The organism is Hymenobacter endophyticus (assembly GCF_032464715.1).
Taxonomy (GTDB): Bacteria; Bacteroidota; Bacteroidia; order Cytophagales; family Hymenobacteraceae; genus Hymenobacter; species Hymenobacter endophyticus.
In genome coordinates, this window is record NZ_JAWDJT010000002.1 from 705,485 (window position 1) to 728,944 (window position 23,460).

Annotated in this window: 20 protein-coding genes; 12 read left to right on the plus strand and 8 right to left on the minus strand. The window is 60.9% G+C overall.

What is annotated here, in order from left to right:
• Positions 1-235 precede the first annotated feature (235 nt).
• Complete coding sequence (locus ROI90_RS05440) at positions 236-1,051, minus strand: phytanoyl-CoA dioxygenase family protein (RefSeq protein ID WP_315997319.1); 816 nt, start codon at positions 1,049-1,051, stop codon at positions 236-238.
• A 223-nt stretch (positions 1,052-1,274) separates the two neighbouring features.
• Here ROI90_RS05440 and ROI90_RS05445 point away from each other — a divergent pair, with 223 nt between their 5' ends.
• From ROI90_RS05445 to ROI90_RS05460, 4 genes are all read left to right on the plus strand, one after another.
• On the plus strand, positions 1,275-2,057 hold the full coding sequence (locus ROI90_RS05445; RefSeq protein WP_315997320.1) for a WG repeat-containing protein: 783 nt from the start codon (positions 1,275-1,277) through the stop codon (positions 2,055-2,057).
• A 92-nt stretch (positions 2,058-2,149) separates the two neighbouring features.
• Positions 2,150-2,911, plus strand: coding sequence for an energy transducer TonB (locus ROI90_RS05450; protein ID WP_315997321.1), 762 nt, complete (start codon positions 2,150-2,152; stop codon positions 2,909-2,911).
• A gap of 175 nt (positions 2,912-3,086) precedes the next feature.
• The gene (locus tag ROI90_RS05455; RefSeq protein WP_315997322.1) at positions 3,087-3,341 is read left to right on the plus strand and encodes a TonB family protein; all 255 of its coding nucleotides are present in this window, start codon (positions 3,087-3,089) and stop codon (positions 3,339-3,341) included.
• A 107-nt stretch (positions 3,342-3,448) separates the two neighbouring features.
• The gene (locus ROI90_RS05460; RefSeq protein ID WP_315997323.1) at positions 3,449-5,005 is read left to right on the plus strand and encodes a hydroxymethylglutaryl-CoA reductase; all 1,557 of its coding nucleotides are present in this window, start codon (positions 3,449-3,451) and stop codon (positions 5,003-5,005) included.
• 98 nt (positions 5,006-5,103) lie between these two features.
• On the opposite strand, the gene ROI90_RS05465 is transcribed toward ROI90_RS05460, so the two are convergent.
• Positions 5,104-5,634, minus strand: coding sequence for a hypothetical protein (locus ROI90_RS05465; RefSeq protein ID WP_315997324.1), 531 nt, complete (start codon positions 5,632-5,634; stop codon positions 5,104-5,106).
• Between the two features lie 224 nt (positions 5,635-5,858).
• Complete coding sequence (locus tag ROI90_RS05470) at positions 5,859-7,067, minus strand: homogentisate 1,2-dioxygenase (RefSeq protein WP_315997325.1); 1,209 nt, start codon at positions 7,065-7,067, stop codon at positions 5,859-5,861.
• A 220-nt stretch (positions 7,068-7,287) separates the two neighbouring features.
• Here ROI90_RS05470 and ROI90_RS05475 point away from each other — a divergent pair, with 220 nt between their 5' ends.
• The gene (locus ROI90_RS05475) at positions 7,288-8,271 is read left to right on the plus strand and encodes a transglutaminase-like domain-containing protein (RefSeq protein WP_315997326.1); all 984 of its coding nucleotides are present in this window, start codon (positions 7,288-7,290) and stop codon (positions 8,269-8,271) included.
• 182 nt (positions 8,272-8,453) lie between these two features.
• Here the strand turns inward: ROI90_RS05475 and ROI90_RS05480 are convergent, their stop codons facing one another.
• Complete coding sequence (locus ROI90_RS05480; protein ID WP_315997327.1) at positions 8,454-10,136, minus strand: S41 family peptidase; 1,683 nt, start codon at positions 10,134-10,136, stop codon at positions 8,454-8,456.
• Between the two features lie 420 nt (positions 10,137-10,556).
• On the opposite strand from ROI90_RS05480, the gene ruvX reads away from it, so the two are divergent.
• Positions 10,557-10,967: a Holliday junction resolvase RuvX gene (ruvX, locus tag ROI90_RS05485; RefSeq protein WP_315997328.1), complete on the plus strand. Its 411-nt coding sequence runs from the start codon at positions 10,557-10,559 to the stop codon at positions 10,965-10,967.
• Positions 10,964-11,563, plus strand: coding sequence for a peptide deformylase (gene def / locus ROI90_RS05490; protein WP_315997329.1), 600 nt, complete (start codon positions 10,964-10,966; stop codon positions 11,561-11,563). Before ruvX ends, def begins: the two co-directional genes overlap by 4 nt.
• Before the next feature lie 137 nt (positions 11,564-11,700).
• On the opposite strand, the gene ROI90_RS05495 is transcribed toward def, so the two are convergent.
• The gene (locus ROI90_RS05495; protein WP_315997330.1) at positions 11,701-12,789 is read right to left on the minus strand and encodes a DUF5694 domain-containing protein; all 1,089 of its coding nucleotides are present in this window, start codon (positions 12,787-12,789) and stop codon (positions 11,701-11,703) included.
• A gap of 209 nt (positions 12,790-12,998) precedes the next feature.
• Here ROI90_RS05495 and ROI90_RS05500 point away from each other — a divergent pair, with 209 nt between their 5' ends.
• The 5 genes from ROI90_RS05500 to ROI90_RS05520 all read left to right on the plus strand — a co-directional run bounded on the left by ROI90_RS05500 (position 12,999) and on the right by ROI90_RS05520 (position 19,740).
• On the plus strand, positions 12,999-14,015 hold the full coding sequence (locus ROI90_RS05500) for a sensor histidine kinase (protein ID WP_315997331.1): 1,017 nt from the start codon (positions 12,999-13,001) through the stop codon (positions 14,013-14,015).
• 94 nt (positions 14,016-14,109) lie between these two features.
• Positions 14,110-14,856 carry a LytR/AlgR family response regulator transcription factor gene (locus ROI90_RS05505; RefSeq protein ID WP_315997332.1) on the plus strand — a complete coding sequence of 249 codons (747 nt, stop codon included), beginning with the start codon at positions 14,110-14,112 and terminating at the stop codon, positions 14,854-14,856.
• Positions 14,857-14,947: 91 nt separating this feature from the next.
• Entirely contained in the window at positions 14,948-16,024 is a 1,077-nt protein-coding gene (locus ROI90_RS05510; RefSeq protein WP_315997333.1) for a Fic family protein, read from the plus strand.
• A gap of 101 nt (positions 16,025-16,125) precedes the next feature.
• On the plus strand, positions 16,126-17,094 hold the full coding sequence (locus ROI90_RS05515; RefSeq protein WP_315997334.1) for a zinc dependent phospholipase C family protein: 969 nt from the start codon (positions 16,126-16,128) through the stop codon (positions 17,092-17,094).
• A 309-nt stretch (positions 17,095-17,403) separates the two neighbouring features.
• Positions 17,404-19,740, plus strand: a complete 2,337-nt coding sequence (locus ROI90_RS05520; RefSeq protein ID WP_315997335.1) for a patatin-like phospholipase family protein — start codon at positions 17,404-17,406, stop codon at positions 19,738-19,740.
• Between the two features lie 172 nt (positions 19,741-19,912).
• Here ROI90_RS05520 and pulA read toward each other — a convergent pair whose 3' ends face one another.
• The 3 genes from pulA to ROI90_RS05535 form a co-directional block, all read right to left on the minus strand.
• Entirely contained in the window at positions 19,913-21,922 is a 2,010-nt protein-coding gene (gene pulA, locus ROI90_RS05525) for a type I pullulanase (RefSeq protein ID WP_315997336.1), read from the minus strand.
• A 60-nt stretch (positions 21,923-21,982) separates the two neighbouring features.
• Positions 21,983-22,732 carry an alpha/beta fold hydrolase gene (locus ROI90_RS05530; protein ID WP_315997337.1) on the minus strand — a complete coding sequence of 250 codons (750 nt, stop codon included), beginning with the start codon at positions 22,730-22,732 and terminating at the stop codon, positions 21,983-21,985.
• 68 nt (positions 22,733-22,800) lie between these two features.
• Positions 22,801-23,412 carry a TlpA family protein disulfide reductase gene (locus ROI90_RS05535; RefSeq protein WP_315997338.1) on the minus strand — a complete coding sequence of 204 codons (612 nt, stop codon included), beginning with the start codon at positions 23,410-23,412 and terminating at the stop codon, positions 22,801-22,803.
• Between the last annotated feature and the right edge of the window lie 48 nt (positions 23,413-23,460).

Genomic DNA, 23,460 nt, shown 5'->3' on the forward strand with positions numbered 1-23,460 from the left:
CAAGTTGTGAAAGGTGAAATTGTGAAGGGTGAAGTTGAAGCTGTTTAGAAAGTGGTGGAACGTCATGCAGAGCCGGAGGCGAAGCATCTCGCGTGCTGACGTTGTAATGGTGACTCAACCAGCACGCGAGATGCTTCGCTCCGCTCTGCATGACGTTCTGTTGATTTTTACGACTTTCTAAACAGCTTCGTGTTGCGAAGGCAGAATTTTCACAATTTCACCCTTCACAATTTCACTATTTAACCAGATGTAAAAACCGCAAGTAGAATGGGGTGGGGCTGTTGTCGTGCTTGGGCTCGTATTTGCCGGCAATGATGGGCACGTACATCACGCGGCGGCGCGACACCTCCCCCACCAGCGGCGACTGGGCCACGCGGTGCCACATGCGGCCGTCGTGCACGGTCAGGTCGCCGGGCTCGGTTTCCACGGCTATTTCGTGCTCGTCGGGGCCTACGTCTTTATAGTATTTCTTGCGGAACAGGATGTCGCGCAGGCCCTGGCGGTGGGTGCCGGGTATCAGGCGCAGGCCGCCGTTGGTGGCGGGCGTCCCATCCAGGTGCACGCCCACGTTCAGCATAGGGCCAATCTTCTTGCCGTAGAACACGTCCCGTAGCGAATCGGTGTGCCAGCCCATTTGCGAAAACTCCGAGCCGGGCACGTTCACGTAGTGGTTGATGACGAGGCCATCCTTCTCATTCTCCCCCACCCGGCCGCCGGGCGCTTCCAGCAGCGGAAATAGGGCCCGGAAACGGGGGTCCTGCAGAAACTGGTGCAGCACCGGGCTGTGGTGGGAGGCAAAGGCGAAACGCTGCACGATGGGCGTGCCGTCCACGTCCTTGCCGTATTTGATGGGCACCCCGTTGACCTTTTTCACCTCGTTGGTGAGCCATTGCTGCTGCACGTCTTGGGAAGCCCGCAGCAGACTTTGCACCGTGGTGGGCTCAATGAATGCGCGAAAATGCAGAAACCCGTACTCGCGAAAAAAATCCAGCTGTTCCGGCGTCAGGCTCTCGCCCAGGGTAAAGCGTGGATAGGTTGGTTGTGATGACATAAGCAGAGGCGGCCAGGAACACGCCTGTTCAGGCAGGGGCAAAGATAACAGGTTAAGATGCCGCAGAGCGGTATTTGTAGCAATTCATCTGCCTTGGTGCGGCGCCAAAGGTGCGCCCCGGCGGGTGAAGAACGAGTGAACCAACCAGGCAGCCGGCATTTGGTTTGCACCGTAATGCGTATCTTGGCCTGTATTGCCGCTGCCATACCAACCACCGTTCTGCATGAAACGACTGCTGCTGCCGTGGCTGCTACTGCTGTGCGCAGGCGCGGCTTTCGTGGCACACGCGCAAACCGTCCCGACCCGCCTCGTGCCCTTTCGGCAAGGCACCCGCTGGGGCTACGCCGACCGTAGCCGCCGCTTGGTGCTGCCTGCCCGCTTCGATGAGGCGGGCCCCTTTCAGGAAGAGTTGGCCTGGGTGCGGCAGGGCCAGCTGTATGGCTACATTGATGGGGGCGGCAACCCCGTAACCCCTATTCAGTACACCCGCGCCGGCAACTTCCGCCAGGGCCGGGCCACCGTAGAGCTCAGCGGCGAAACCTTCGACATCGGCCCCAGCGGCCGCCGCCTGACTGAGCCGGCCCCGCCTGAGCCCGAAGAGGAGCCGCTGGAACAGGGCGACGTGGTGCGCAAAGACGGCAAAGTGGGTTTCCGCTTCACGGTAGGCACGGCCTCGGTGCCGGCTATCTACGACGAAATTCGGGACAACTACAACGGCTTGCTGTTTGTGCGACAGGCCGGCAAGTGGGGCGTCATCAATGGCAAGGGCAAGGTGGTGCAGTCCCCGCAGTACGACGCCATCCGGCTCACCGGCAACCTCACCTTCCCGGTAGTGCAGCTGGCCGGCCGTTTCGGCTACCTGGATGCCGAGGGCAACCGTCTTACTGAAATACGCTACCTCCAGGCTGAGCCCTTCCTGCAGGATGTAGCCCGCGTGCAAACCCCCAACGGCCGCAGCGGTTACCTCGACAGCACCGGCCAGGAGTTCTGGACCGACGAACAGTAACGAGGCGTAAAAACGGTATATTCCGATGGCCCAGGTATGTATCCATGCTCCTGCGCCGTTTGGCTAGGTATCCGCTACTATATCTGTCCGTTATGCTGCCGCTCCCCATCCTGAATGTGCGCCTGCAAGCCTGCCACGAAGACTGGCAGCAAATGACGCCCACCGCCCGGGGCCGCCACTGCGCCCAGTGCCGCCGCACCGTCCTCGACTTCACCCAGGCCGCCCAACCGGAGCTGGAAGCCGCTTTCCGCACCTCGCCCGATGGCCGGGTATGCGGCCGGTTTCAGCCGGAGCAGCTGGCTCCGCAGCAGCCGGCACCCTTGCCGCGCCGCGTGGCGTTGCGGCCCCGGCAGCGGAAATTTCTGGTGGCGCTGCTGCTGGTGTGCGGGCTGGGACTATCGGCGCGGGAGGCGGTGGGACAATTAATTTTCTGTGCCAAGCCCGCGCAAACTGAGCTATTTGAACCTATTGCTGATGTTACGGCAGCGGCCCTAGGGTTGGAAAGTCCGTCAAGCTTCCCTTCTCTTCCACCAATGCCATTCGTAGGAATGGTAGTGGAACAAATGCCTGAGTTTAAAGGCGGACAGAAAGGCGTACGGTCCTTTTTGCAGCAGAACCTACACTATCCTGACGGAGCGACTTCTACCGGGAGGATTTTGGTCACTTTCACTGTAGCAGCTAATGGTCGGGTAAAAGGCGCCAGCATTGTGAAAGGTCTGGAACCACTGCTGGACCAAGAAGTGCTGCGAGTTATTGGAAAGATGCCGGCCTGGAATCCAGGAAACCAACAAGGTCGAGCGGTAGATGTGCGTTACACTTTACCTGTAAACTTTAGCCTTGCGGAGGATGAGTAGGTTGTTGTTATTACCGCTGACTGCGGGCTTCTCGCTTCTCGGCCACCACGCTTCTGCCCAAGCTATTATAACAAAGCCTAATCCGCCTTTACCATTTGGCTTCGTGCCCGGTGACGTGCTGTTTCACTGCTCCGGCTGCAAATATCCAGTCTATAAAGATGGAGGCGTTGAAGGTATGATTCGCGCTATTAGCAAAAACGTGCGCTTCCCTGAGCACCTGCAACGAGACGGAAAAGTCTTCGTGCAGTTCACGATTGATGAGCAAGGGCGGGTACGCAACCCCGTGGTAAAACAGGGCCTTCAGCCCGACGCCGATTCGGCCGTTGTGCGGGCCGTGCGGCTTCTGGGTGAGTTTACTGCGGCGCTGGACGCACAGGGCCGACCTGTTGCAGTAAAGCAAACGGTGCCGTTCACGTTTCAACTCAAGTAGCGGTATGAAACGCTGCTTCTCATCTTTTACAGCCACTACCCGTTGAGCTATCCAAAACCTTTCTATTTTCCCCTCCCGTAGTATACTAATCTAACCTCCCCCGCCCTATGCTTTTTACGCCCAGCCCCATGCTGCTCAAGCTGCTGTATACCCGCGGCAGCCTACACAACACGCCCGAGGGCGTGGCTTTCAGCATCAAAAACCGCCTCGATACTGTGCGCATCACCCGCGTAGAGGCCGTAGTGCTGGATGGCAAGCGTATTGGTGTGGAGCAAATTGCCCTGGATCTGGGCGGCGGCGACGTGCGGCCGGCTACCACCTTCAACGCCGATGCGGCCGGTTTCACGCTGCCGGTAGGGCAGTCGGCCACCTTCCATCTGCATACCGAGCCGCTCAAAGAAGGACTGCATACCGTGCAGGTGCAGTTTTCGGCTGACCCGTTTGGGGAGTTGACGGTAGAGGTAGAGGATGCCATTACCAACCTGCCGGCCCAGGGCAATAAGATTCCGCGCTCCGAGCAGGATGATTACGCCGACGACGCCATCCGGGCCCGGCAGCGGTTTGCCGAGGAGTTTTCGGGCCAGCAGTTTCAGCACCTCAAGCACTACTCCTTCGATGCCCACGAGTTGCAGGGCAACTGTGAACATTTCACCGGCGTAGCCCAGATTCCGGTGGGCCTAGCCGGCCCGCTGCACGTAAACGGGGAGCACGCCCAGGGCGACTTCCTGATTCCGCTGGCCACTACCGAAGGTACGCTGGTAGCCAGCTACAACCGCGGCATTCAGCTGCTCAACCTCTGCGGCGGCGTGAAGTGCACCGTCATCGGGGATGCCATGCAACGGGCCCCAGTATTCGTGTTCGATGATGCCCGCGGGGCCCGGGATTTCGGCAAGTGGGTGGAAGACGAAATCGACAAGATTCGGCCCGAGGCGGAAAGCACCTCCCGCGTGGCCAAGCTGCAGTACATTGACACCTACCTAGCGGGCAAATTCGCCTACCTGCGCTTCAACTTTTCAACCGGCGACGCGGCGGGGCAGAACATGGTGGGCCGGGCCACGTTTGCGGCCTGCTCCTGGATTCTGGAGAACTACAAAGGCGCGCCCATCCGCCACTTCTACCTGGAAAGCAACTTCGCCACCGATAAAAAGGCTTCCCAAATTAACGTGATGCGCACCCGCGGTAAGCGGGTGGTGGCCGAGGCCGTCATCAAGCGCGACATATTGCAGCAGCGGATGCGCGTGACGCCCGAGCAGCTGGCCTATCACGGGCAGGTGAGCAACGTGGGCGCGTTCATCTCGGGGGCTAATAATAACGGCGCGCACTCGGCCAACGGCATTACGGCCATGTTCATTGCCACCGGCCAGGATGTAGCCAACGTCTCGGAGTCCTCAGCCGGCGTGCTCTACTCCGAAATTACGCCCGAGGGCGACTTATACATCAGCATGACCATTCCCAGCCTCATCGTAGCCACCCATGGCGGCGGCACCGGTCTGGCCACCCAGAACGAGTTTCTGCGGATGCTGGGCTGCGTGGGCCGCGGTACCGTCAACAAATTTGCTGAAATAGTGGCCGGCGTGGTGCTGGCCGGGGAGCTCAGCCTGGGCGCCGCCATCAGCAGCTCGGACTGGGTAAGCAGCCACGAGCAATACGGCCGAAATCGGTAGAAATAGTGCGTCACTGAAACGGTGAGAGACCGTTCTAGCGGCGCTACATGCGCTACTAGAACGGCCTCTCACCGTTTCGCAACTTCACCAACTCACCTTTACAGCGGGTCAGCGGTTACTTTGAAGCGGGAATCCGTGCGAATGGTAATGTCGCGGCTGATGGGCTTGCGGATGCGAGCCTCCGTGGACAGGGTGTAGCTACTGGCTTTCACGTACTTGTCCAGCTTCTCTTTGGTAGGCGTGAGTTGGAGCGTATTTACGCCGGTCGAGATGTTATCCTGGGAAGCCAGCAGAATCCGGTCGTTGCTGTCGGTGCTGATGTAAATGCTGATGCTTTGCAGGAAGTCGAAGTTTTCGGCGTTGGGGTCGGTGATGGTGAGCGTGAGCCGGTCCAGCTTCACATCCTTCACCAGATTGGCGCTGGTGTTTTCGTTCTTGAACTTCTCATCTGAGCGCGTAGGCACGGTGATGGGCGTGAGCGGAAGTACTTGTCCAATAGGGAAGTTGCTGGCAATCTTCACCGACTGCGAATCTTCAATATAGAACGTCAGCAGGTCGGCAATTTTGTCGCAGCCAGACAGGAAGGCCAACACCAGGAATACGGGAGCCAGAAACAGGATTTTTTTCATGGGTTTTGCAATTTGGCCGAAGATACGATGTCCCGGTTATTGGCGGTTTGTGCCAGGCGCTGGAAGGGAGTTTCCGCCTCACAAATCCGGCCTACTACTCGGCTGGCTTGCACACGAAAACAGGAACCGGGGCGCTAGTTGTCTAACGCCCCGGTTCCTGTTTTCGTGTGCAAGCCAGCCGAGCTGTCATTCTTCGCTTCGCTCGGAATGACAGCTCTACCGGGTTAATCCATCATGTCCGCCGCGCGGGGTGGGTCGGGCACGAAACCGGGCTGCCAGCTCATGGGGTAGCGCGGATCTACGTAGGGCAGAGCGGCTTCGGTGAGGTAGAGCGGGCGGAAGGTATCTACCATCACGGCCAGCTCGTGGGTTTCCTTCTTGCCGATGCTGGCCTCTACGGTACCGGGGTGCGGGCCGTGCGGGATGCCGCTGGGGTGCCAGGTGAACGAGGCCAGATCCACGCCCTTGCGCGACATGAAGTTGCCCGCCACGTAGTACAGCACCTCGTCCGAATCAACGTTGGAGTGGTTGTAGGGCGCCGGAATAGCCAGCGGATGATAGTCGAACAGGCGCGGCACGAAGGAGCAGATGACAAAGTTGTTGCCCTCGAACTGCTGGTGCACGGGTGGCGGCTGGTGGATGCGGCCGGTTATGGGCTCGAAATCGTGGATGCTGGTGGCGTAGGGGTAGAAGTAGCCGTCCCAGCCCACCACATCAAAGGGCGAGTGGCCGTACACCAGCGTGTGCAGCAGCCCATCCTTCTTCACCCGCACCTCGTACTCGCCCGATTCGCGCACGTCGCCCTCAATCAGCTCCGTGGGGCCCCGGAAGTCCCGCTCACAGTAGGGCGCGTGTTCCAGCAGTTGCCCAAAGTGGTTGCGGTAGCGCCGGCAGGTTTCCACGGGGCTGAACGACTCGATGATGAGCAGACGCACGGGGCCTTCCTCGAAGTGTAACTGGTGAATGATAGTGCGCGGAATCACCACGTAGTCGCCAGGCTCGAAGGCCAGCTTGCCCAGCTGACTCCACAGCTCGCCCCGGCCCTCGTGCACGAAAATCACCTCGTCGGCCAGCGCGTTTTTGTAGTAGTAGTCCATGCGCTGCTCCGTGGGGTTGCAGATACTCATGGTCACGTCGGCATTGCCGAGCAGGGTCTGGCGGGCCTGCAGGTAGTCGCCGCCGGTGCTGGTCTGGGCGAGGGTGCGCAGGTGGGCCGGCTCCAGGGGCCGGTCTTTCAGCAGCTTGGGCGCGAAGGGCCGGGGCTCCCCTACCTTCTTGATTTCGGTGGGAGCGTGCCGGTGGTAGAGCAGGGACGAGACGCCGTGAAAGCCCAGCGTGCCCACCAGCTGCTCGTGGTACAGGGAGCCGTCGGGCTGGCGGAACTGGGTATGACGCTTGCGCGGAATCTGGCCTACGCGTTGATAGAAGGGCATACGGGTGGAGAATTTCGGGTGGGAAACAAGCGGGGAATGCCGGGTGGTGAAGGTACAAAGTTTACGCAGGTTGCCCAGCCGGAAACCCAGCCCGTGGTCTTCGGCCTGCTCAGGCCAACTGAGCCGTCGGCTAGCCGTAACATTACCGAACGGCTGCGCTGGTAACTTTTAGGTGCCATTCGGGCTTTATCCGTTTCCTGGCCTGCTACCGCCCTCCCCTATGCTCTCGTTTCTGCTCCCTTTACTCTCGATTTTCGCAGCTGACGCGCCGCTCACCCCGCGCAGCCGCACCTTTACTTTCGAGTATACGGCCACGGTACCGCCCGTGCCAGCGGGTACCGACTCGGTGGAGCTGTGGCTACCGGTGCCCCAGCCCGATGCCTCCCAGCAGACCAGCCACCTGAGCATCCATACTTCGGCGCCCTACACCCTGCAGGCGGCGCAATACGGCAATTTGCTGCTGCATCTGAAAGTACCGGCGGCTCAGGCGGCCAACTTGCAGGTTGCTATGAAGTTTGAGGCCACGCGCCGGGAGCACCTCAACCCCTACCTCAGCAGCCCCGCCCCGCGCAAAGTCCGGCGGGCCGACGCCGCCGACCCCAACATGGCCCGCTGGCTCCAACCCGACCGCCTGGTACCGCTGGATGGCAAAATCAAGCAGTGGGCCCAGGAAGTAGTCACGAAAGCCCAGGCCAAAACCGACCTCGAAAAAGCCCGGGCTATCTATGAGCACGTGGTCAGCACCGTCACCTACGACAAGACTGGTCAGGGTTGGGGCCGGGGCGACATCTACTACGCCTGCGACGCCCGCCGCGGCAACTGCACCGATTTTCACGCCGTGTTCATCGGCTACTGCCGGGCGGTGGGCATTCCGGCCCGGTTCAGCATTGGGTTTCCGCTGCCGCCCGAGCGGGGGCAGGGCGAAATCAAAGGTTACCACTGCTGGGCCGAGTTCTACACGCCCGAAACCGGTTGGGTGCCCGTGGATGCGTCGGAAGCTGCCAAAAACCCCGCCCGCCGCAACTACTTCTTTGGGGCCCACGATGAGAATCGCATCGAAGTCACCCGGGGCCGGGACCTGGTGCTAACCCCGCGCCAAGACAGCGCCCCGCTTAACTACTTCATCTACCCCTACGCCGAAGCCGATGGCAAGCCGCTAACAGGTATGCAGCAAACCTTCCGGTTTCAGGATGTGAAGCCGTAGGTTTTTTGAAATAGCCAAGTACAAGACTGTCCTCCTGAGCGTAGCGAAGGGCCTTATCACGTCGAACCTATTGGCTCCGACGTGATAAGGCCCTTCGCTACGCTCAGGAGGACAGTTTTTATATAGAATATCCTTCCCGCTGTGTACCCTGTAGCAGGGCTTCAGGGTGCATACTATAAATACTACTTCTCCAGCAGCCCCAGCATCACGGGGTTGTTCGGCTCCTGCACGGCTTTCAGAGCTTGCTGCATTTCCACATCGTCTTGATTGATAACCTGGAAGTAAGCTGACTTGCCGTAGGCGCTGCGGGCAATAAGGGCTTTAATTTGGGTGCGCAGCAGGGGCGTGCTGCGGCGCAGGCCGGGGGCATCCTGCGCAACCCCATTGTGGGCGGCGCGGGCTACCAGTTGCTGCAGCTGAGTTTCACTAACCCGGAAGCTTTGGTTGAACTGCTCAAAGCGCAGGGCTGCCAGTTCCTCCTTGTGCTCCTGGTAATAAGTCACGGCGTACTCCCGAATGAGGTTGTTGCTCTGCAAACGGGTATAGTAAGCCGAGGTAGCCGAGGTGTCGCGGGGTACAAACAAATCAGGCATGATGCCGCCGCCGCCGTACACGGTGCGGCCGTGGGCCGTGCGGAACTTCAGCGAGTCGGCGAAGTGGATGCTGTCGGCGTGGAAAAGCTCCCCGTGACGCAGGCGGTTCTGCAGGTCTTTTTCGTACTCGGTGAGCCCGCCCCGGTAGGATTTCTGAATGCTACGGCCCGAGGGCGTGTAGTAGCGGGCAATGGTCAGGCGCAGCTCCGAGCCGTCGTTGAGGGCAATGGGCTGCTGCACCAGGCCCTTGCCGAAGGTGCGGCGACCTACCAATACGGCCCGGTCGTGGTCTTGCAGGGCGCCGGCCAGCACTTCGGCCGCCGAGGCGCTGCCCTCATCTACCAGCACTACCAGGGAGCCTTCCTCAAACTCGCCCACTACCCGGGAAAACGTCTGGGTGTCGTACTGGTCGCCTTTGCCGTCGGTGTACACAATCTTCTTGGTGCCCCCGATAAACTCATCCGCCATTTTGGTGGCCCGGTCGAGGTAGCCGCCGGGGTTGCCGCGCAAATCCAGCACCAATCGGGTAAGGCCTTGCCGGCGCAAATCACCCAAGGCGGACTTAAATTCATCGTAAGTGCCGCTGGCAAACCGGCTCACTTTAATGTAGCCGGTTTGGCTGTCCACCATATAGGCAACATCCACGGAGGCGTTGGGGATACGGTTGCGGGTTACCTGCACGGTAATGGGCTTGGGCAGGCCGCGCCGCAGCAGTAGCAGCTGCACATTGCTGCCCCGGGGGCCGCGCAGCTTGCCAAATACCTGCTCGGTGGTGTGGTGCGTACCCGACACCCGCTGTCCGTTCACGGTCAGAATACGGTCGCCGGGCTGCAGGCCGGCCTGCTCAGCGGGGCCTTCGCTTAACGGGGCCACTACCGTTACGGTGTCCCGGAACAGGTTGAATTCAACCCCAATGCCGTCGTAGTCGCTCTGCAAGAAGGACGATGCCTGCTGCTGCTGCTTGGCCGGAATAAAAACCGAGTGCGGGTCCAGGCGCTCCAGCATGCGGCTGATAGCGTAATCCGACAGCTCCTCCGCATTTACCGAGTCCACGTAGTCCCGATCCACGTAGCTGAGGATTTCCTTGAACTTTAGGTAGCCACGGGCCGTGAGGTCGGGGTTCTGGTCGGAAGGGCGAAACGGGTTGGCCCCGAGCAGCACCCCAGCTAGCAAGGCCAGCGCCAGCAGGAGCGGCTGGCGCACACGCCACCGGGCATTTTGCGGAGTTGGCTGCGACGCGGATGGCGGCGAGTCGATTGGCTCGGGGGTCATAACGCGTTGAAAGAGTAGCAGTTCAATCGATAGTCAGAAATACACGGTACGGGCAAGCCTTCAAAACTATTGAAACTTTCCAAGAATGCCAAGGCACCTATACGGGCAGAATCATTTTCAAATGACAGTGCAATTTTACCTTAATCAAACCCAATAATTAGATTAACAAACCTGTTGCCGTTCATCCGTAAATTGCCTGATTATGAACTTAGTGCAAAGATTAATTTATGATTTTAGAAAGACCCCACTTATTCGCCTGACACCGGACTTCACCGGATGAATCGGCCCCACTACTCGGTGCCGGCCACTACTCGCAGGCCGGGCATCCGGTACCTTTCCGGCAGGGCCTCGTATCTTTGTGGGCGGCTACGGCCTACTCCTAGGCCGCAGCCAAGCGGCTTCACCTTTTACCTTGTTGCAATGGGCCGAATTCTTGCCATCGATTACGGGCACAAGCGCGTAGGGCTGGCCGTCACGGACCCGCTCCAGCTTATTGCCTCCCCGCTCGATACGATTCACAGCCAGGACTTGCTGGCCTACCTAAAAGCCTACCATCAGCGCGACCCGCTGGATGCCCTGGTAATTGGAATGCCGAAGAATCTTCAGAACGAGGCTACCGACACTACCAGTGCCGTAGTAGGCGTAGTGCGGAAGCTGCGCAAGGAGTTTCCGGCGGTGCCCGTGCACGAGATAGACGAGCGGTTTACCTCCCGCATGGCCCATGCGGCTATGCTGGCGGGCGGGCTGAGCAAAAAGGACCGCCGCGACAAGGCTACCGTAGATAAGGTGGCCGCTACCATCATTCTGCAATCCTACCTCGAATCCCGATGATTTACCCCATTGTCGCCTTCGGTGACCCCGTACTCAAGACCAAGGCCAAACGCATTCCGGCCGATTTTCCGGCCGCTGAGCTCAAGCAGATTATTGCCGACATGTACGACACCATGTACTACGCCCACGGCGTGGGGCTGGCAGCACCCCAGGTTGGCAAAAGCATCCGCCTGTTCGTAATTGACTCCGAGCCCATGATGGACGAGGACGAAGACGGCAACCCCATCATCGAGGAGCCTACGGCCGGGCCGGTGAAGCGCGCCTTCATCAACCCCCAGATGGTAAGCGAAACCGGCGAGGAATGGGCCTTCGAGGAAGGCTGCCTGAGCATCCCCGGCGTGCGTGAGAAAGTGGTGCGCCACGCCACCATTGTGCTGCGCTACGAGGACGAAAACCGCCAGGAGCACGAGGAAACCTTCTCGGGCATGACGGCCCGCGTGATTCAGCACGAGTACGACCACCTGGAGGGCGTGCTGTTCACCGACTACGTGTCGGGCCTGAAAAAGCAGCTGCTGAAGGGAAAGTTAGCCCGCATCAGCAAGGGCGACGTATCGGCCGATTACCGCATGAAATTTGTCGGCCAGGGCCGGCGGTAAGCGGCCAGACAGTACCCCGGTCTAACAACGACCAAGGCCTGCGGCAGTATGCACTGCGGCAGGCCTTTTTATATACACGCGCAACAGTTCACGTATCCTACTCCCACCAGATCATTCACTTGGATAGTTTGGTTGCGCTACGGCAGGTCGTTGAAGCTGAGCACTTTCACGCCGGTAGTTTCGCGGAGCAGCTGGCTTAGCAGCTGGCCGTGCGAGGCCCCGACGGCCACTACCACCCGGCGGGCACCCTGCTGGCGGGCCAGGCGCACCACGTTGGCGCACATGCCCTGGTTGCGCAGCAGCCATTGGGCTTTCATGCCTTTCACTTCTTCGGTAGGGAAGCCGGGCGCGCCGTACAGGGCCACGCCGCCATAGAAATTGATGGGCTCATCTACTTGGGCATAGGCGGGCGCATTGAGGGCCTGGTAGACAGCCAACGGGGTGTTAGTGGCGGGTCCGTAGTTTTCGTAAGCGGCGTTGGCGGCTTTCATGCGGCGCCAGGTAGCGGCTTCCGCCGACGTGGAATCAAGTTTGACGCGGGCTTGAAGGGCCGCTACCTGCTCAGCGGCCTGACCCCAGGCAGTGCTCCAGGCAATATCGTAAAGCTGGCAGTCCATGGGGTATATCTGCGCGTGCTTCAGCTCATAGGCCAGTGGAAAAAAGATCTTGTGGTACTCGCTGGTGGGCCGCACGAGCCGGCGCTGCCGTAGCGAGTCGGAGCCGCCGAACACGGTATTGAAGTAGGCCAACTCTTGCGCGCCGAAGCGGGGTTTCATCTCCTGGTGAAGCAAGTAGAGCTGGTACTCGGCATTGGCTCGGTCGAAGCCGAGCACGTAGCTGCGGGCCAGGTCCATGCGGGTTTTGTGGTAGTAGGGGAAGCCGGCCAGTGCCTGTCGGGCTTTTTCCATCTGGTGCGGAGCCAACGGCCGGGCCTTGGGGTTGCGCTGCTGCACGAACTGGCGGCGGGGCAGAAACATCCGGGAAGCATAGTTGTCGGCGGGCAGCTGCTTCAGCTCCGTGGCCGAGGTGTACTCGCCGAAAATCATGTCGGGCTGGTAGGCTTTCAGCTTCTCGATGACGGGCCGGAAATTGGCGGCAGGGCCGGAGTTGACGTGCGAGGAAGCCACCACCACCACCTCAAGCGGCGCGGCAGATTGGGAGCGGGCGGCCAGGGGAAGCACCAGCAGCAGGCAGAACAGTAGGTGGTGGAGCGGGGAAAGCAGCATAACAAAAGAGAAAGGGAGGTGAGGCGGTAGAACTGATTCAAAGGTGCAGGCCCGGACGCCCGGCCGAAATTTTATTATGTCAACCACCCAAAACCAGCTGCCAACCCCCAACCAGCCCGCGGAAGGCCCGCCCGCCCGGTTCACAGGCTGAACCGGCGGGTTCACATAATAAACTGCGTCTGCCGGGCGGCTCCTGCTACTTTTAGGGCATGACGAAACGCCAAACCATCGGGCTGCACCTGCTCTGCTGGACGCTGTGGGCCGGCTACATCGGCCTGGGCCTCTACTTTGATAAGGCCAAGCCGGAGCGAGCCATCCTCACGGGCACCATCCTGCTGGCCGAGTGCGTGGAGTTCTACCTGGGCTACCTGTGGGTGTTTCCGCGCTACCTGCGGCGCGGCCGGCTGCCGCAGCTGCTGCTGGGCGTGGCCGGCATCATGGCCACGTTCATTGCGCTGCGCTATCTGCTGGAACAGGTGCTGCTGCCCGCCGCGTTGGGTTTCGGCAACTACGATGCCGACACGCCGACCAGCGCGTACGTGCTGGAAAATCTGTACTGGGGCACGTCGTATATTGTGCTGAGTGCGGCGGTGTGGGGGCTGGAAAACGCGTTTCGGCGGGAGCGGGAGCACCAGCAGCTGCAGCAGGAGAAAACCCGGGCCGAGCTGGCCTTCCTCAAAACCCAGATCAACCCGCACTTCCTCTACAACACGCTCAACTACCTCTACGCCGAAGCCTACCTGGTGTCGGAGCCGCTGGCCGACGCGGTGTTGCGCCTCTCCGACCTGATGCGCTACATGCTCACCGAAAGCCCCGACGGCACGGCCAGTCTGCAACACGAAGTGGACTACCTGCGCAACTACCTGGCGCTGCACCGGCTGCGGTTCGAGGACCAGTTCTTTGTGGAAATGGACGTGCAGGGGGCTATTGAGGGGCAGCGGGTGGCAGCTTTGCTGCTAATTCCGTTCGTGGAAAACGCCCTCAAGCACGGCGTCACCAGCCGGCCCGAATGCCTGGTGCAGATTAACCTGCGCCTGCCCACGCCCCGGCAGCTGCGGTTTGAGGTGCGCAACCACATCAGCCAGCACCAGAAAGACCATACTACCGGCATCGGGCTGGCCAATATCCGGCGGCGGCTGGAGCTGCTCTACCCCGGCCGCCACCACCTGGAAATCCGCAACGACGGCACCATGCACCACACCCGGCTGGAACTGGAATTGGCGTGAGGTCCTGACGTTGGTTCCCGCAGAGGACGCAGAGGAAAGCGCGGAGGGCGCGGTTCTGGCGGCTATATTGCAGCCTCCACCTGTGCCCGCCGCTATGCTCCGCTGTATTGCCGTTGATGATGAAGCCTACGCCAGTCGGCTGCTGGCCGCCTACATCCAGAAAATTCCGGGGCTGGAACTGGCCGGCACCACCACCAACCCCATTGAGGCGCTGCAATGGGTGCAGGAAGGCCGCGCCGACCTCGTGTTCCTCGATATTCAGATGCCCGAGCTGACGGGCCTGCAGTTTCTGCGCCTGTGTGGCAACCGATGCAAAGTCATCCTCACCACCGCCTACCCCGAATACGCGCTGGAAGGCTACGAACACGACGTGGTGGACTACCTGCTCAAGCCCATTGCCTTCGACCGTTTTTTACGGGCCGTGCAGAAAGCCCAGGCCCTGCTGGTGCCCGCCCCAGCAGTAGCGGCCGCGCCGCTGCCCGTGGCTCCGGCACCAGCAGTTCCCGTTCCCGTTCCGGCCAATGACTACCTGTTCGTGAAGGGCGAAAGCAAGAACAAGTTCCTGCGCGTCAGCCACGCCGATATTCTGTACGCCGAGGCCCTGGGCAACTACGTAACGCTGTTCGTGGCGGGCCAGCGCCTCACTACCTACCAGACGCTGAAGGAGCTGGCCGCCCAGCTGCCGCAGCCCCCGTTTCTGCGGGTGCACAAGTCGTTTCTGGTAGCCGTGGACAAGATCAGCATGGTGGATGGCAACACGGTGTACATTGGCGAGCAGGCCATTCCGGTGGGCGAAACCTACCGCGAAGCGCTGTACCGGCTGGTGCGGGAGCGGGAGTAGGGCCGGCTGGGCGAGGTATAGGACAATTTGTCCAATGCCCGGGGCGGTATGGGATAAATAACGTATTTTTATCCCATACCTTTCCTATCGTATGCCCTTTCGTCTCACTCACCCATTCGACCTGCCGCACCTGCCACCGTCAGCCGATCTGGAGGCTCCTGCTTTGCTCCGGGCCGTAGCTGCCGCCCGGGTAGAACTGGCAGAACTGAAGGGCTATTCAGCGGCTATGCCCAACCCGATGTTGCTGTTGTCACCAGCCATTATCCGGGAGTCTGTGGCCAGTTCGGAAATAGAGAATATTCATACGACAATAGAATCGGCGCTGCAACAGGAGCTGTTTCCGGAGGCGGAACGCCGCGACGCCGACAAGGAGGTGTTGCGCTACGGCGACGCGGTCCGCTGGGGTGCCGGGCAGCTGGTTACGCTGCCACTTTCATCGCGCCTGATTGTGGGCATTCAGCACCGGTTGCTGCCGCATTATGGTCCGGGCTACCGCACTACACCCAACCAGATTATCAACTCGGTTACCGGAGAACCAGTTTTTACGCCGCCGCGCGCGGCCAGTATTCCCGAGCTACTAAGCAACTGGGAGCACTACATTAACACCGAAGATACCATTACCGACCCGTTGTTGCGGTGCGCCATTGGCCATTATCAGTTCGAAGCTATTCATCCCTTCGGCGACGGCAACGGGCGCACCGGCCGGATTCTGATGGTTCTGCACCTAGTGCAGGAGCAGCTGCTGGCGCAGCCTACTCTTTTTATCAGCGGCTACATCAACCGGCATCGGCAGGAGTATTACCGGCTGTTGCTGGCGGTATCGGCAGAAGGGCAGTGGATGGATTTTTTGCTGTTTATGCTACGCGGTTTTCAGCAGCAGGCGCGGGCTACCAAGGACACACTGCTGGCCGTTGTGAATCAGCTGCACCATTTCAAGCAACAAGTCCGGCAGCTACCCAAGCGAGTGCCCCTTGAGTTGGCCGAACACCTTTTCGCGCGGCCTATCACCACTCCGCAACAGGCTAGTATAGCCACCGGGCTGCATTACAAAACCACTTCCCGCTACCTGGGCTATCTGGCGGAAGCACAGTTGCTGGAAAACAAGCCGGTAGGGCGTTATCAGTTCTACCTGAACCGCCCCCTGCTGGAGCTACTCAACCAAGGCTAGCCGGCTGGTGCGGGAGTAAGGCCGGCCGCCACCGCCGGCAGTTGGCAGGCTCAGGAACTCCGTGTATCTTCCTTTCCCTATCCGCTGTGTTCCCGATGTCTATGCCTCGTATTCTGCCGCTGCTTGGTTTCCTGCTGCTACTTACCTCCTCGGCGCAGGCCTGGGGATTTTTCGGGCACCGGCTGATTAACCGGCTGGCAGTGTACACGCTGCCGCCCGAAATGATTGGTTTCTACAAGGCCAACATCGACTACCTCACCGACAACGCCACCCGGCCCGACTCCCGCCGCACGGTGGTGCCCGGCGAAGCCCCGCGCCACTTCCTGGACGTGGATGTGTACGGCGACTCGGCCCTCTTCAAATTGCCCCGCTCCTACGCCGACGCCGTGGCCCTGCTGGGCGAGGATTCGTTGCTGCGCCACGGCATTGTGCCCTGGCAGGTGGCGCGCATGAAAGGCCAACTCACGGCCGCCTTCCAGGCCCACGATGCCGACCGGATTCTGCACCTCTCGGCCGATATGGGCCATTACGTGGCCGATGCCTGCGTGCCCCTGCACACCACCCACAACTACAACGGGCAGCTGACCGGGCAGCGGGGCATTCATGGCCTCTGGGAAAGCCGCCTGCCGGAGCTACTCAGCAGCGGCTACGACTTCTTCACCGGCCCCGCGCCCTACCTGGATAAGCCCACTGATGCCATTTGGGCCGTTGTGGCCCGCTCCAACGCCGCCGTCGATTCGGTACTGCGGTTTGAGCGGGAGCTGAGCCTGAAAACGCCCGAGGACCGCAAGTACGGCTTCGAGCAGCGCGGCAACCTGACGGTACGCACCTACTCCCGCGACTTCGCCCGCGAGTACCACCAGCGCCTGAATGGGCAGGTGGAGCGGCAGATGCGGTCGGCCCTGCGGCTGGTGGGCGCATTCTGGTACACGGCCTGGGTGGATGCCGGCCAGCCCGATCTGGGCGCCCTGCCCCGCTCCCCTTCCGAGAAAGAAAAGCAGCGGCTGGCGCTGGAAGCCAAGCAAACTGAGCAAGCCCCCGCCAAACCCGTAGCGGGCCACGAGGACTAAGTAGCCTGCCAAACTCTCCCCAATAGCTTAGTAACAACAGGGCCAGCACAATGCCGGCACGCGCCCACCTCATTGTGGTGCGCTTTTTATTCCTTTCCGCGCCAACTTCTGCCGGGCCATTATCTGCGGTAGCGGGCTGTAAAACCGGCTTGCCTTGGCGGAGGATGCAGGTACTTTGGGCCAGCAGGACCGGGCGTACGCCGAGCATTACATATGGCCGAGCTGTGGTCAGGCAACTTGCCCGTATGGTATGCGTAGGAAACGCGCCCCACTCCCGGGGTTTCTCCCCGTTATAGCCCCTCTGCTTATATGCGTAACTGTACTTGCGCCGTTGTCTTTTTGTGCGCGTGGCTGTTGGCCACTTTTACCGCTCAGGCCCAAAAAGTAGGCTTGGTGCTTAGCGGGGGCGGAGCGAAAGGCCTGGCCCACGTAGGCGTGCTGAAAGTGCTGGAGAAAAACCGCATACCCATCGACTACATTGTGGGTACCAGCATGGGCGCCATTGTGGGCGGCATGTATGCGGCGGGCTATTCTCCCCGGGAAATTGAGGAAATTGTGATGCGGCCCGAGTTTCAGGACTGGGTGGCCAACCGCCCGCTGGAGGGCAAGGTGTTCAATTTTTACGATGCCGACCCCTCCCCAGCTGCCTTGCACCTGGGCCTTTCCATCGACTCGGCCTTTCGTACCCGGGTTACGCCGCGCATCATCAACGACGCCACCCTGAACTACAAGCTAGCCACCATGCTGGCCCCGGCCGGAGCCATTGCCGACTACAACTTCGATAACCTGTTTGTGCCCTACCGCGCAGTAGCTTCGGAGGTGTTCACGCGCCAGCGGGTGGTGCAGCGTAGCGGCTCCCTCTCCGACGCGGTGCGCAACTCCATGGCTTTCCCGCTGGCTTTTCGCCCCATTCGCCAGGAAGATGGGCGCTACTTGTTTGATGGAGCGGTAGTTGACAACTTCCCGACCGGCGTTATCAAGCAGGAGTTCAAGCCCGACATTATTATTGGGGTAAACGTGGGCGACGTGGCCTACCGCAAATATCCCAAGGAGAAGGACGACCAACTCCTGACCAGCACGCTGGTTTTCCTGGGCTCCAACGCCGCCGATACCCTGTCGGTGGGGCCCAACGGCATTTTTATCCAGCCCGACCTGACCGACTACACCGCCGCCGATTTTGGCCGGGTGAAGCGCCTGGTTGCCCTGGGCGAAAAAGCCGCCGAAGAAAAGCTGCAACTTACCCTGCAGCGGATTCAGCGCCGGGAGGACACCCTGGCCCTGCAGCAGCGGCGGCTGGCGTTCCAGCAGCGCGCCCCCCGCCCCGATTTCACCCGGATTTCGGTGCAGGGCCTGCCGCGCCAGCAACAGGATTTTGTGCGCCGGTTTTTCCAGCGCAGCGGCTCCACCTACACGCCCAGCGACGTGGAGGAAGGCTATTTCCGCCTCGTAAGCAACGACTTTTTCACGAACGTGTACCCCCGGGTGCGCTACTCGGCGGCCGACAAGGGCTACGGCCTGAGCATTGATGCCCGCCAGGCCAACAACCTCACCGCCGACCTGGGCGTGCTGCTGTCGTCGCGCTCCATGAGCAACGTGTACATCGGGGGCGCTTACCGCTACCTGAGCCGTTACCTGTACACGGCGCGGGCCAATGCTACCATTGGGCGCTTTTACAATGCCGTGCAGGGCTCATTCCGGGTGAGTGTGCCGGGGCAGGTTCCCTTGTATTTTGAGCCCATCATCACCTTTAACAACCTCAACTATCAGGATACGGGTGGCTTGCTGGGCCAGAACGCGGAAACCAGCCAACTGGTGCAGCGCGACCTGAAAACGGCCCTCAACATCGGTATCAGCCCCAACTACCGCAGCCGCTACATACTGGACATCGGTGCCTTCACCAATCGTGACCGGTTTGCCAACACGCGTGAGGTAAGCAGCACCGACGAACTGGACCTCAACCGCTTCCAGGGCGTTACGGCCGGCATCCGGTTTGAGCGTAATTCCCTGAACTCCCGGCAATATGCTACCAAAGGCCGGCGCGCGGAGTTTGCTTTGCGCGGCGTTACGGGCCAGGAAAAGTATGAGGCCGGCACCACATCCAACGGCGTGCCCGACCGCACTAACAACCAGCGCTGGCTGCGGCTGTCGGTGTTTTCAGAGCAGTATTTCTCTTTGGGTAAGGTTGACTCGGTGGGGGCTAAAGCCCACGCCTGGGGCGTTCTGCTGGATGCCGTAGCCAGTACGCAGGGGCCCTTTGCCACCTACCGCTCTTCCCTGACCACTTCGGCGGCTTTCCTGCCCCTGCCCGACTCGCGTACCTTGTTCCTGGACAACTACCGGGGCACCGCTTACGCCGGAATAGGCCTGCGGTACATAAAAGGCGTTTTTAGGGGTGTGGAGTGGCGCACTGAGGCCTTCACCCACGTACTGGTGCGCCCCTGGCAGCAGGTTCCGGAAAATCCAGTGCTGGTGCGCCGGGCCAAAACTATCAGCCGTCCTTACCTCACTGTTATGACTGGGCTGGTATATCAAACACCGGTTGGCCCGCTGTCGGTGCAAGCCATCCACTACGACGACCGGAACCACCGCTTCGGGGTATTCGCCCACATTGGCTACGTCCTGTTCCGGGACCGGTCGTTGGAGTAGGAAGTGAAATGATGCTGTAGGAAGCAAGCCACCAGCTCTGGGAGCGAACTGGTCTGCTTTTCTTCGCTTCTGCTTATAACAAAAGCCCATGATGCCAACCCGGTCATCATGGGCTTTGTGTTTCTTCCCGGGCTTCAATCCTGAAAAGTACGGGCAGCTTGGCGCTGCTTGTCTACTTCTGCACCAGTATCATAGCTGACGAGGCGGGCATTTCTACCTCAGCAGCTGCGCCTCCCAGGCTTAGTTGGCGCAGGCCTTGGGGGTTGATTTCGTCGCCGGCTAGTACCACCGAGTACCGGCCGCCGGGTACCGGCATACGGGCGGGTTGGCGGTTGCCATTGAAAAGTACCACAATGTTGTTCCACTCGTCGCCGCCGGCGTGGTCCTTGAGGCGGTAGCCGATGGTAGTGGGCGGCAAATTGGGCAGGAACTCCAGGTGCTGCTGCACCAGCGCCTGGGTGGGCAACCGGAACGCCGGGTGGGCCTGCCGCAGTGCCAGCAGCTGCTTGTAGAACGTGAACACGCGCCGGTAACGCCCCTTGCGGGCCCAGTCAATCTGGTTGATGCTGTCGGGCTGGTTGTAGGAGTTGTGAGAGCCAAATTTGGTGCGCAGAAACTCGTCGCCGATGGGCAGAAACGGTACGCCCTGGGAGGTAAACACGATGGTATTGCTGAGCAGATCCATCTTGATGCGCTCTTCCTCGGAAGCGGTGGGGTTGGAGGCCGCCAGCTTATCCCAGAGTACCATATCGTCGTGGCAGGCCACGTAGTTGATGGTTTGGGCCGGGGAGGCAGCCCAGGGCGCTTTGGAGTAGTTTACTTTGGCGTAGTCGAGCTGGGGGTGCTGAGTGGCCGCTACTATTCCGAACTTCACGCTTTCCTCCAGCCCCGGCTGCCCGCTGGCAAAACCCGGCTCCGTCTGGCGGGCGAAGTGGCCCTTCACCCCATCGCGCAGTTCGTCCGAAAAGGCCGCTACGCGGTCCAGCTTGAGCACATTAGCTTTCAGGGCCCGCTCGGTTTCGGGCAGGGGCGAGCTACCGGCCGTCCAGCCTTCCCCGTACACGAAAATGCTGTGGTCCTGCTGGTCGAGGGCCACGCGCACGGCCCGCATGGTGCGCAAATCCAGCACGCCCATTAAATCAAACCGGAATCCATCCACGTGGTACTCCCGGGCCCAGTACGCCACCGACTCCACAATCAGCTTGCGCACCATGGGCCGCTCAGAGGCTACTTCGTTGCCGCAGGCCGCCGCGTCGGAGAGGCTGCCATCGGGGCGGTGGCGGTAGTAGTAGCCGGGCACCAGCTGCTCGAAGGAAGTGCGCGCAACGGCCGTGGTATGGTTGTACACCACATCCAGCACCAGCCGCAGACCCTGGCGGTGCAGGGTTTGCACCAGCTGTTTCAGCTCCCGAATGCGGCTGGCGGGGTTGGCGGGGTCGGTGGCGTAGGAGCCTTCGGGGGCGGTGTAGTGCAGCGGGTCGTAGCCCCAGTTATACTGGTTATCGGCCAGGCGGCTCTCATCCACCGAGGAAAAATCATTGGTGGGCAGTAAATGCAGGTGAGTGATACCCAGCTCGGTAAGGTGGTCGAGGCCGGTTGTAACGCCGCCCGGGCCGCGCGTGCCGGTTTCGGCTACGCCCAGGTACTTGCCCTTCTGCTGCACGCCCGACTGCGGATGCATAGACAGGTCGCGGACGTGCAGCTCCCCAATCACCACGTCGGTGGCTTGCTTCAGGCGGGGCCGCTCATCGTCGGCCCACTGCGCCGGGCTTGCGGTGGCGGGGTCGAGCAGGGCGCCGCGCTGTCCGTTCAGGCCCAGGGCGTGCACGTAGGGGTCGGGCACTTCGGCCATCTGCTGACCTTTGATGGTGGCCTGCACCACGTAAAATTTACCGGCCGGCTGGGCCGGCAGCGTGTATACCCAGGTTCCGCTGGTCGATTTTTGCATGGAGTACTCCGCCGCGGGGCTGCCCCCCGTTCCGGCGGTGTACAGCTTTAGTTGCAGCTTCTCGGCCGTAGGAGCCCACACCCGCAGCTTAGCTTGGCCCTGATGAAAGGTCAGGCCGAGGTCGGGGCCGTCGTAGGTTGGGTAGGTATCATATACTTCTCCCACCTGAGCGGTACGGCAGGTAGTGAGCGTACTTAGGACCAGTACAGGGGCAAGCAGAATCCGGAGTTGCATAGGGATACAGAATTGAACCCCCAAGTTCGGGGGTTTAAGCTGCGCCCGGAAACCGGGCCGCTACTCCGGCCGGATTTTTCGGGCAAAGTCGCGCAGCAGATGGGCTACTTCTTCCGGAGCTTCATAGGGCAGCAAGTGGCCCGCGCCGCTGATGATTTCCAGGGGCGTGCCTTCGGGCAGCAGCGGCAGCGTTTCCAGCCCATGCACCGAGGGTGACATTACCGCGTCCTGGTCGCCGGCCAGAATGGTGCAGGGTACCTCCACGGTACACATCCGGGCGCTGATATCCTCCCGGCTGCCGTGCAGCAGCCAGGCGTCGTAGGCCAGGCGGGAGCTTTGCAAGTTGTCCTGCACAATCTGCTGCTGGTCAGCGGCTGACAAGGGCCGAACGGTGATGGTGCGCAGAGTTTTTTCGGCTTCTGTGGGCTTGCCGTAGGCTTTAAGGCTGCTCATCCGGTCCTCATCGGTCATGGGCTCGGGGGTGGGCGGCGAAGGGCTCAGCAGGGCCACCCCCAGCAGACCCGCCGGCTGCCGGGCGGCCAAGGCCAGCGCAATTTTACCACCCATGCTGTGGCCCACCAGCACGTACTGCGTTAGTTGATTATCCTCAATGAACTGGGCTACCTGGTTGGCATAGGCATCCACGGTGTAGCTAATTACTTCCGGCGGGGGCGCGTCGCCGAACCCGGCCAGGTTGGGAGCCAGCAGAGAATACGCGGGCGCCAGCAGGTGGGCTAGGGCGTGAAACTCGCGGCCGGAGCCCGCCCAGTAGTGCAGGCCAACGAAGGTAACGGAAGAGGATGTGGGCATAGGAGCAGGTATAAAGCAGGGCCATTTCAGGGCCGGTAACGGGTAGCTACGATACGCAGCCGAGGAGTTTACAGCTGGCCCGAACCGGCTAGTTTCTCCAGGGCGGCTTTAAACTCGGGGGTATCGTAATCGGCCATGCCCTCGTGGCGGGCGGCAACACGCCCATCGGGCCCTACAATGATAGTCGTCGGAATGGATTCAGAATCGAAGGCAGGGGGAAGCGGAGCCGCGGGGAAATACACCGGAAACGTGTAGCCCTTGCGTGCTATCAGGCGGCTGGCCTTCTCATGGTTCTGATCCAGGGATATCATCACGAAGGCCACTTTACGTTTATCTACCTGCGCGTAGAGTTTCTGCAAACCGGGCATTTCGGCCACGCAGGGCGGGCACCAGCTGGCCCACAGGTTCACCAGCACCACCTTACCCTGCAGGTCGCGCAGGTTGACGGGCTGCCCATCCAGGGTAAGCAGGGGCACATTGTGGGGGTAGCTGCCAACGGGCTGCACGGGCGCCGACGCTGGAGCTGCGGGCAGGTCCGGGCGCCACAGGCCCGTAGCCAGCAGAGCCCGTTGCATGCCGCCCAGCACGGGCGTGCGCAGGTCGGTGAGCAGAATAACCAGGAACGCCGCTATTCCGCCCCATTGCAGAACGGTACCCCACGTTGACTTTGAAAGTTGCATAATATTCTACTCGGAAAAAGTTGCTCAGGGCGCGCCACTTGGCCGCCG